This is a genomic window from Pseudomonas sp. P5_A2_2, from assembly GCF_054177685.1.
The window spans coordinates 1-10582 of record NZ_JBGCUL010000093.1 but is presented as its reverse complement, the minus strand read 5'-3'; the positions used below and the strand labels follow the sequence as shown (position 1 = coordinate 10582).

General features: G+C 60.9%; 8 protein-coding genes. 7 read left to right on the top strand and 1 reads right to left on the bottom strand.

Translation table 11 applies throughout. From position 1 onward, the window contains the following. The 4 genes from ACXRVY_RS09435 to ACXRVY_RS09420 all read left to right on the top strand — a co-directional run. The coding region (locus tag ACXRVY_RS09435; protein WP_458237292.1) for a hypothetical protein at window positions 1-299 on the top strand (299 nt) is incomplete at its 5' end. 115 nt (window positions 300-414) lie between these two features. Further along, window positions 415-2208 carry a DUF1302 domain-containing protein gene (locus tag ACXRVY_RS09430; protein WP_223463389.1) on the top strand — a complete coding sequence of 598 codons (1794 nt, stop codon included), beginning with the start codon at window positions 415-417 and terminating at the stop codon, window positions 2206-2208. 23 nt (window positions 2209-2231) lie between these two features. Further along, window positions 2232-3602, top strand: coding sequence for a DUF1329 domain-containing protein (locus ACXRVY_RS09425; RefSeq protein ID WP_223463388.1), 1371 nt, complete (start codon window positions 2232-2234; stop codon window positions 3600-3602). Between the two features lie 141 nt (window positions 3603-3743). After that, window positions 3744-6287 (top strand): LuxR C-terminal-related transcriptional regulator, encoded by a 2544-nt coding sequence (locus ACXRVY_RS09420; RefSeq protein ID WP_223463387.1) that lies wholly within the window; start codon window positions 3744-3746, stop codon window positions 6285-6287. A gap of 15 nt (window positions 6288-6302) precedes the next feature. Here ACXRVY_RS09420 and ACXRVY_RS09415 read toward each other — a convergent pair whose 3' ends face one another. Then, entirely contained in the window at window positions 6303-7100 is a 798-nt protein-coding gene (locus ACXRVY_RS09415; RefSeq protein WP_223463386.1) for an IclR family transcriptional regulator, read from the bottom strand. Window positions 7101-7262: 162 nt separating this feature from the next. Here ACXRVY_RS09415 and hmgA point away from each other — a divergent pair, with 162 nt between their 5' ends. From hmgA to maiA, 3 genes are read left to right on the top strand one after another with little or no spacing between them, the layout of a single operon-like run. Next, entirely contained in the window at window positions 7263-8567 is a 1305-nt protein-coding gene (gene hmgA / locus ACXRVY_RS09410) for a homogentisate 1,2-dioxygenase (RefSeq protein ID WP_223463385.1), read from the top strand. 3 nt (window positions 8568-8570) lie between these two features. Further along, window positions 8571-9875, top strand: a complete 1305-nt coding sequence (fahA, locus tag ACXRVY_RS09405; RefSeq protein ID WP_223463384.1) for a fumarylacetoacetase — start codon at window positions 8571-8573, stop codon at window positions 9873-9875. Between the two features lie 12 nt (window positions 9876-9887). After that, on the top strand, window positions 9888-10523 hold the full coding sequence (gene maiA, locus ACXRVY_RS09400; protein WP_223463383.1) for a maleylacetoacetate isomerase: 636 nt from the start codon (window positions 9888-9890) through the stop codon (window positions 10521-10523). Window positions 10524-10582 lie beyond the last annotated feature (59 nt).

Sequence of the window (10582 nt, the reverse complement as noted above, 5' to 3'; positions counted from 1 at the left end):
CTGTTACTCATCAAAAAACCATCACCCATAAAAAAGGCCGCTGCAAACGCAGCGGCCAAGGTAAGACGTTGGATCAGGAGCTACAAATCAACGTCAGTGAACACAGGGCGATGAACCGAATCCTCAATTCATCTGAAATCTTTCATCACGGCGCAGGCCGGTACATCGTGCCTGCGGTGGTTTACCGTGACAGCCAGGCAAGAATAAGCCCTTGGTGTCGTAGGAAAAATACCAATTGCGGACATGCACTGTTGCAACCCCGGCAACAGTCAGGATTCGGCTGCTCGTCCTCGGGGTGATGACCCTGTGCCAGTCATCCTTTAGAGGTACACCACGAATACCTCCTTGGTGCGCTTATCGACCCCGGTGCCCGGCAGTAGGGTGAGGCCTTCTGTCACTCACCGGGGAAGACGCATGACAAAAACAACAATGCGCGCCATCTTCACACCACAGGCGCTGGCGGCTGCGGTTGCATTGGGCTGCTGTACCCAGGCACAGGCCATTTCGTTCAACATCGGGGAAATCGAGGGGACGTTCGACTCCTCGCTGTCGGTCGGCGCGAGTTGGGGCGTGCGTGATGCGGATAATGCCCTGGTGGGCACCGTCAACGGCGGTTCCGGCCAGTCTTCGACCGGCGACGACGGGCGATTGAATTTCAAGAAGGGTGAAACCTTCTCGAAGATCTTCAAGGGGATTCACGACCTCGAACTGAAGTACGGCGACACCGGTGCGTTTGTGCGTGGCAAGTACTGGTACGACTTTGAGCTGAAAGATGAAAGCCGGCCGTTCAAGGACATCAGCGATCACAATCGCAAAGAAGGCGCCAAGTCTTCAGGCGGACAAATCCTCGATGCTTTCGTCTATCACAACTATTCCCTTGCCGATCTGCCGGGTACGGTGCGTGCCGGTAAACAAGTGGTCAGCTGGGGTGAGAGCACCTTCATCGGCAACTCGATCAACAGCATCAACCCGGTCGACGTGTCCGCGTTCCGTCGGCCGGGGGCCGAGATCAAGGAGGGCCTGATCCCGGTCAACATGCTGTTTGCCTCCCAGGGACTGACGGACAAATTGACGGTCGAAGGCTTCTATCAACTGGAGTGGGACCAGACGGTTGTCGATAACTGCGGCACCTTCTTCGGTGTGGACGTGGTAGCCGATGGTTGCAACAAGGGTTACACCGTCGCCAGCCCGGCCATTGCACCGCTGCAGCCGATTGCAGCTGCCTTTGACCAGGGCTTCGAAGTCAGCAAGGAGGGGGTGATCGTTCCCCGTGGTGGCGACCGCGATGCCCGGGACTCCGGACAGTGGGGGACGGCATTGCGCTGGCTGGGGGACGACACCGAATACGGCCTGTATTTCATGAACTACCACAGCCGCTCACCGAATGTCGGGACCACCACCGCTGGCCCCGGTACGCTGGCAAGCCTTCCGGGGATCGTTGCCGCCGCCAACCGCATCGCCCCCGGCAGCGGTTCGGGCCTGGCCCAAAGTGTGATGCTCGGTCGCGGCCAGTATTACCTCGAATACCCGGAGGACATCCGCCTCTACGGCGCGAGCTTCTCCACCACGTTATCCACCGGCACCGCGTGGAGCGGGGAAATCAGCTACCGCCCCAACCTCCCGGTGCAGGTCAACACCAATGACCTGACCCTGGCCATGCTCAATCCGATTGCAGGCGGTGCGGCATCGCCCATCGCCACTACACCGGGGGCCGACAACAAAGGCTATCGCCGCAAGGAGGTGACGCAGGTCCAGAGCACCCTGACGCACTTCATCGACCAGGTCGCGGGTGCGGATCGCCTGACCCTGGTGGGCGAGGCGGCGGTGGTCCGGGTCGGCGGCCTGGAGCCGCGCACCAAACTGCGCTACGGCCGCGACTCGGTGTTTGGTCAGTATGGTTTCGGCGGTGATACCAATGGCTTCGTGACCTCGACGTCGTGGGGTTATCGCGCCCGGGCCATTCTCGATTACAACAACCTGATCGCCGGGATCAATTTCAGACCCAACCTCTCGTGGTCCCACGACGTCGCAGGCTTTGGCCCCAACGGTCTGTTCAACGAAGGCGCCAAGGCCATCAGCCTCGGTGTCGACGCGGACTATCGCAACACGTACACCGCGAGCCTCAGTTACACCGACTTTTTCGGAGGTAACTACAACGTCCTCACTGACCGTGACTTCGTGGCGTTGAGCTTTGGTGTGAACTTCTGATCTGGCTGAAAAGGATGAATTCAATGCGCAAGATGATTCTGCAATTGGGCACCGTTCTAGCCCTGAGTCTGTTGGCCGCCAACGTGATGGCTGCGGTGTCGCCGGAAGAAGCCGGCAAACTCGGCACCAGCCTTACGCCGCTCGGTGCCGAGAGGGCCGGCAATGCCGATGGCTCGATTCCGGCCTGGACCGGCGGCATCCCGAAAAATGCTGGCGCGGTGGACAGCAAAGGTTTCCTGGCCGATCCGTTCGCCAGCGAAAAGCCGTTGTTCGTGATCACCGCCGCGACCGTCGACAAGTACAAGGACAAACTCTCCGACGGCCAGATCGCGATGTTCAAGCGCTATCCTGAAACTTACAAAATTCCGGTCTATCCCAGCCACCGCACTGTGGCATTACCGGCTGAAATCTATGAGTCGGCCAAACGCAGCGCTCTGAACGTAACACCGATCAACGACGGTAACGGTCTGGCCAACTTCACCGGCAATCGCTACTACGCGTTCCCGATTCCGAAGAATGGTGTGGAGGTGATCTGGAACCACGTCACTCGTTACCACGGCGGCAATCTGCGGCGCACCATCACCCAGGCGACACCGCAGTCCAATGGCGATTTCACGGTGATCCGCTTCAAGGACGAAGTCGCGGTGCCGTCGTTGCTCGGTGATCTCAAACCTGGCAGCGACGATAACGTCCTCAACTATTTCAAGCAGGAAGTGACCGCACCGGCGCGGCTGGCGGGTAACGTGTTGCTGGTTCACGAGACCCTCGACCAGGTCCAGGAACCGCGCAAGGCCTGGATCTACAATGCTGGCCAGCGCCGGGTACGGCGTGCGCCGCAGGTGGCCTATGACGGCGTCGGCACCTCGTCCGATGGCCTGCGCACCACCGACAACTTCGACATGTTTTCCGGCGCACCGGATCGCTACGACTGGAAGCTGGTCGGCAAGAAGGAGATGTACATTCCCTACAACAGCTACAAACTCGATTCGCCGGACCTCAAGTACACCGATGTGATCAAGGCCGGACACATCAATCAGGACCTGACCCGCTATGAGCTGCACCGGGTCTGGGAAGTCGTCGCCACGGTCAAGCCGAACGAGCGGCACGTGTACGCCAAGCGCCACATGTACATCGACGAAGACAGCTGGCAAGTGGCGCTGGCCGACCACTACGACGGGCGTGGCCAGCTCTGGCGTGTCGCCGAAGGGCATGCGCAGTTCTACTACGATCACCAGGTGCCGGCCTACACCGTCGAAGCGCTGTATGACCTGATCGCCGGTCGCTATATCGCCCTGGGAATGAAGAACGAAGAGAAGCGCAGCTTCGAATTCAACATCGATGCAAGAGCGGGGGACTACACGCCAGCGGCCTTGCGTAGTACGGGGGTGCGGTAAGTTTCCTACAGGCTCCTACACAAAAAGGTGACTTCACGGTCACCTTTTTTATAGTGGGGGATCAGTGTGTTGAATACTTCTTCAACAAGCGCTCGGGAGAGGTCTAGGGTGGCGCCAGAATTATAAAAAAGGCGCATCACTATGACTGCAATGACGCACTGTCTGGACCGCCCCGGTTTCCTGCCCCGACTGTCGTCCCATCATCTGTCCCGCGAGCGGTTGATCGAGCCCATGCTGGCCTCGACTGCGCGGGTGAAGTTGCTTTGCGCACCGGCCGGTAGTGGCAAGAGCGCGTTGCTCAGCGAATGCCTGCTGCGTGCACCGGAGAACTGTCGGGTCTATTGGCTGCCGCTGGCGGGGGCGTCGTTGAGTGCAGCCGATTTTCTGTTGCGCCTGACGCAAGCGTTGGGGGTGCCATCGGCGGATGAGCCAGGGCTGCTGGCGCATCTGGCGCGATTGCAGACGCCGACCTGGCTGTTTCTCGACGATTTTTGCCGCGCACTCAACCCGGAACTCGACCGGATGCTCGATCGCCTGTTAGCCGTTGCCAGCCCGGCGCTGAGCTGGTGGCTGAGTTCCCGTCGACGACCATCCTGCAACTGGCCGCGGCTGCTGCTGGATGATGAGTTGTACGAGTGCGAAGGCCGGGCTCTGGCATTTACCGAGGCCGAAGTCGGGCAGTTGCTCGGTCATGTCGAGCCGACCCTGGCGGCACAAACCGCCAAAAGGGTAGTTGAGCGCAGCGGTGGCTGGTGCGCTGGTGTGCGGATCGCGTTGCTCAATGGTTGTCCGTGGTCGGGTGAGCAGGGGCGTTCGGCGACGCTGCTCGATTATCTGCAGCATGAGTTGTTCAACAGCTTGCCGCCGGAGTTGGTCGAGGTCTGGCAGGTGTTGGTTCATCTACCACGCTTCAACGCCAGCTTGTGCGAGCATCTTTTCGGTACGGGTGAGGGCGCGCAGTGGCTGCATGCGTTGCAGGAAATGGGCTGTTTCATTGAACCCTGGGAAGACTCCGTCGAGTGGTTGCGGATCTTCGAACCACTGGCCCGGGCGATGCGTGAAGAACCGTCCCCGGCGGGGCGATCCTGGCATCGCCGCGCGTGCCAATGGTTCAGCACCGAAGAAGACTGGCAAGGTGCGTTCGAGCAGGCTCTGTTGGCGCAGGAGCTCGAAGTTGCGGTCAGCCTGTTGCAGCACTTCAGCTTCGAGCATTTGTTCCGGCGTGAAAATATCTGTCTGCTGTTGAAACTCCACGAGCGTCAACAGGCTGAACTGACCCTCGTTACACCGCAATTGGTGGGACTGGTTACCGCGGCGTTGTTGGTTGCCGGGCGCTTCGATCATGCCGCCGCGTGCATCGAGCAACTGGCACGATTTGCCCCACAGCCTACGCAGGCGCTGCAACGGCAACTGCTGGCACGCTGGCAGGCGCAACAGGGCTGGTTGCTGCATTTGCAAGGTCGCATGGAGGCGGCCCGCGTTCACTTTCTCGACGCGCTGGCCGAGTTGAGCGTCGATGCCTGGCCGGTGCGATTGTTGTGCCTGTCGGGTCTGACCCAGCAGGCCTTGCTCAACGCCGAACTCGATGTGGCGCAGACGTTCAATCGTGAGGCGCTGTGTCTGGCGCGCGCCCAAGGCTCGCTATTGTTCGAAGGGTTGCTTGAGCTCGATCACGCGCAGTTGCTGGAGATGCGCGGAGCGCCCCGACGCGCCGAGAGCTTGTTGGCTGAAGTTTTTGCCTTGTTGTCCCGACAGGCTGATCGACCGACGCCGTTATTGGGGCGAATTGCCCTGCGGCGAGGGCGGTTGGCCCTCTGTCAGGGACAAGATGAGTTGGCCGCCGGTTTCTTCCGGTCCGGCCTGGAGGACTGCCTGCAAAGCCAGGACAAGCACGCGTTGTATGGCTTTCTCGGGCAAGCGCAGATGGCCGCCAATCGGCGCGATTATACCCTCGCGTTTGATCGTCTGCGCGAAGCCGAGCGAGTGATGCAGCAGCGGCAGATTCCCGATACGGTGTATCGCGGGGTGCTGCTGCAAATCAGCAGCCATTTCTGGTTGCAGCAAGGGCGACCGGAATTGGCCTGTGAGGCGCTGACCCGTGTCTTGCGTCACTATCGCGGGCCTCGTGCGCGTCAGGCGCCACCAGCCACACTTCAGCTGATTGCCCGTATCGAGTACCAATTGGTGTTGGCGCAGATGCATTTGCAACAGACGCAAAAGCCGCTGGATCGGCTGCAGGAGTTGCTCGATCACGCGCAACGGCACGCCATGCTGGCACTGGAAACGGAATTGCATTTGGTGATCAGCGAAGTGGCGGACCTGACCGCGGAGCCCAGGCTGGCCAAGGCGGCTTTGGAGGCGGGCCTGGCGCTGGTGAAGCGCTGTAACGGGCAACAGGCGTTGCGTGAACTGGGCCTGCGCCAGCCGAACTTGCTCAGCCGTTTGCGCGGGGAAGAGTCGGTGACGGCCATGCTCGCCGATGTCAGCCCGCTGAGTACCCGGGAGATTGAGGTGCTGGGTCTCATTGCCCAAGGCAGTTCCAATCAGCAAATTGCCGAGCGACTGTTCATCTCCTTGCATACGGTGAAAACCCACGCACGGAGAATCCACAGCAAATTGGGGGTTGAGCGTCGCACGCAAGCTGTGGCGATGGGCAAGAAGCTGGGGCTGATCCTGCCCGTCTGATCAGCGCCGTTGCGTTCAGGTTGTCAATGCGTCTGGCTGATAGCCCATGCGCCAACTCACTGCTCGTGTGGCAGACAGCAAACGCTGCGCCGCGGGACCGTTTTCATCGGCATGGAACAGCGAGGTCGGCCCGACCACCGTCAGTACTGCGGCAATCTTGCCCATGGCGTTGAATACCGGTGCCGACAAGGCATCCACACCGGGCATCAGCAATCCATGCACATGATGCAGGCCCCGTTGGCGGATCTGTTCGCACATCGTCGTGTACGCCTGATCATCCGCCAAGCTGTGGGTGGCGCTGCTCTGCAACTCCTGATCGCGCAGGTCCACGGTTTCACGCCTGGGCAGGTAGGCGCCAAACACCAGTCCCGTCGAAGAACTGAGCAATGGCAACACCGAGCCCAGTTGTGTCACCACCGTCACCGCACGCACCGCCGGTTCGATATGCACCACGGTCGCGCCCTGGTTACCCCATACCGCCAGAAAACAGGTTTCGTTCAAGTCGTCGCGCAGTTCAGCCAGGGGCAGGGCGGCGACTTTCAGCACGTCCATACTGTTGAGTGCCGCCAACCCTACGCGCAAGGCTTCGCGGCCAAGCCCGTAATGGTTGGTCGCAGCGTTCTGCTCGGCGAATCCGCTGGCGATCAGCGCCTGCAAATAGCGGTGAACCTTGCTCGCCGGCATCTGCACGTGTTCAGCYAGGCGCGACAGCGAAGTCGAAGGCGACAACTCGGCCAACGCCTTGAGGATGTCGGTGCCAACCTCGGCCGAGCGGACTTTCTGTTTACCGTTGTTGTCGCTGGTTTTTTCCATGGTGGCTGGGATCCCGGGACGAATGGGCGTCTTTATAGCTTGACGGTCAATACCAATCAAATTACGTTATGCGTAATCTAATTACGATAAAAATAACCGAGGCAGGCCAGTAACTCTTCCAAAGGGTGACCGGCATTGCCGACTCCCTGTTCAGGAGGCTCCATGAACCCCGATTCAACGACGCCAGCGCTGGCCTACCTGTCAGGCTTCGGCAACGAATTCAGCAGCGAAGCGTTGCCCGGCGCACTGCCCGTCGGCCAGAACTCCCCGCAAAAAGCCCCGTACGGCCTCTACACCGAACTGTTCTCCGGCACGGCGTTCACCATGCCGCGCAGCGAGGCGCGGCGCACCTGGATGTACCGCATTCAGCCGTCGGCCAATCACCCGGCATTCGTCAAGCTTGACCGGCAACTGTCCGGCGGCCCGCTGGGCGACGTAACCCCCAATCGCTTGCGCTGGAACCCGCTGGACATTCCCGCCGAGCCGACCGATTTCATCGATGGTCTGGTGAGCATGGCGGCCAACTCGGGCGCGGAAAAACCGGCCGGGATCAGCATCTACAACTACCGCGCCAACCGTTCCATGGAGCGTGTGTTCTTCAACGCCGACGGCGAGATGTTGCTGGTGCCTGAACTGGGGCGCCTGCGCATTGCCACCGAACTAGGCGTGCTTGAACTGGAACCGCTGGAAGTTGCCGTACTGCCACGCGGCCTTAAATTCCGCATTGAACTGCTCGATCCGCAAGCCCGCGGTTACGTCGCCGAAAACCATGGTGCGCCGCTGCGTCTTCCGGACCTGGGGCCGATTGGCAGCAATGGCCTGGCCAATCCGCGGGACTTCCTGACCCCGGTGGCGGCCTACGAAAACCTGCAACAACCCACCACGCTGGTGCAGAAGTTCCTCGGCCAGCTGTGGGCCTGCGAGCTCAATCATTCGCCGCTCAACGTGGTCGCCTGGCACGGTAACAACGTACCGTACAAATATGACCTGCGCCGTTTCAACACCATCGGCACCGTCAGTTTCGATCACCCTGATCCGTCGATCTTTACCGTTCTGACCTCGCCGACCAGCGTTCACGGCTTGGCCAACCTCGACTTCGTGATCTTCCCGCCGCGCTGGATGGTGGCCGAGAAAACCTTCCGTCCGCCGTGGTTCCATCGCAACCTGATGAACGAATTCATGGGTTTGATCCAGGGCGAATACGACGCCAAGGCCGAAGGCTTTGTGCCCGGCGGTGCTTCGTTGCACAGCTGTATGAGCGCCCACGGTCCCGACGGTGAGACTTGCACCAAAGCGATCAACGCGGACCTCAAACCGGCGAAAATCGACAACACCATGGCGTTCATGTTCGAGACGAGCCAGGTGTTGCGCCCAAGCCGTTTCGCCCTCGATTGCCCACAACTGCAAAACACTTACGATGCCTGCTGGGCCACGCTGCCCGCCACTTTCGACCCGACCCGGAGATAACCCATGACGCAGACTTCCATCACTCGCAGCTGGGTTGCATCCGCCAACGGCCATGCTGATTTCCCCCTGCAAAACCTGCCGCTGGGCGTGTTCAGCCTCAACGGCTCGGCACCGCGCAGCGGCGTGGCCATTGGCGAACATATCTTTGATCTACAAGCGGCCCTGGAGGCCGGGTTGTTCGATGGCGCAGCGAAGGCTGCGGTCGAGGCCACCCGTGGCGGTCAGTTGAATGCGTTCTTCGAACTGGGCCGCGAGGCTCGCGTCGCCTTGCGCGAGCGTTTGCTGGAACTGTTCGCCGAGGGCAGCACCCTGCACGGCAAGATCGAAGCCCTGGGCGCAAAACTGCTGCCGCTGGCGGCGGATTGCGAGATGCACCTGCCAGCGAAAATCAACGATTACACCGACTTCTACGTCGGCATCGAGCACGCCCAGAACGTCGGCAAACTGTTCCGTCCCGACAACCCGTTGCTGCCGAACTACAAGTACGTGCCAATCGGCTACCACGGTCGCGCGTCGACCATTCGCCCGTCCGGTACCGATGTGCGCCGCCCGAAAGGCCAGACGTTGCCGGCCGGTCAGAGCGAGCCGACGTTCGGCCCTTGCGCGCGCCTGGACTACGAACTGGAACTGGGCATCTGGATTGGTCAGGGCAACGACATGGGCGACTCGATTGCCATTGGCGACGCCGCCGATCACATCGCCGGTTTCTGCCTGCTCAACGACTGGTCGGCACGGGACATCCAGGCCTGGGAATACCAGCCGCTGGGCCCGTTCCTGTCGAAGAGCTTCATCACCAGCATCTCGCCGTGGGTCGTCACCGCCGAAGCGCTGGAACCATTTCGTCGCGCCCAGCCTGCGCGTCCGCAAGGCGATCCGCAGCCGCTACCGTACCTGTTCGACAAGCGCGATCAGGCCGCTGGCGCGTTCGACATCGAACTGGAAGTGCTGCTGCTCACCGAGGCCATGCGTGAACAGAACCTGCCAGCCCATCGCCTGACCTTGAGCAACACCGGGCACATGTACTGGACCGTGGCACAGATGGTGGCGCACCACAGCGTCAATGGTTGCCAATTGCAGGCTGGCGACTTGTTCGGCTCGGGTACCTTGTCGGGACCGGAAAACGGCCAGTTCGGCAGCCTGCTGGAAATCACCGAAGGCGGTAAAAAGCCGATCGAACTGGCCTCGGGCGAGGTGCGTAAATTCCTTGAAGACGGTGACGAAATCATCCTGCGCGGACGTTGCCGCCGCGACGGTTTCGCTTCCATTGGCTTTGGCGAGTGCCGCGGCAAAGTGCTGCCGGCACGCTGAGAGGAGTGGGGCATGGAACTCTATACCTACTACCGTTCGACGTCTTCGTACCGGGTGCGTATCGCTTTGGCACTCAAGGGCCTGGATTATCGATCCTTGCCAGTCAATCTGATCGCACCGCAGGGTGGTGAGCATCGGCAGCCACCTTATCTGGGTATCAACCCGCAGGGCCGCGTGCCGGCCTTGCGCACCGATGAAGGCGAATTGCTGATCCAGTCTCCCGCGATCATCGAATACCTGGAGGAGCGTTATCCACAGGTGCCGCTGCTGTCCAGGGACCTGACTGCCCGCGCACACGAACGCGGCGTAGCGGCAGTGATCGGCTGCGATGTGCACCCGTTGCACAACGTCAGCGTGCTCAATCGGCTGCGCCAGTCGGGCCACGACGAACCGCAGGTGGTGGAGTGGATCGGCCACTGGATCGGCCAAGGGTTGGCCACGATTGAGCAGTTGATCGGGGATGACGGTTACTGCTTCGGCCCCGAGCCTGGGTTGGCGGACGTCTACTTGATCCCGCAGCTGTACGCAGCCGAGCGTTTCAGTGTTTCTCTTGAAGCTTACCCGCGAATCCGGCGAGTGGCGGCATTGGCGGCGACGCACCCGGCGTTCATCAAGGCGCATCCGGCGAACCAGCCAGACACGCCTTGAGTCAGAAGCCGGATCAAAAGATCGCAGCCTGCGGCAGCTCCTACCCCGGAATGTGTATT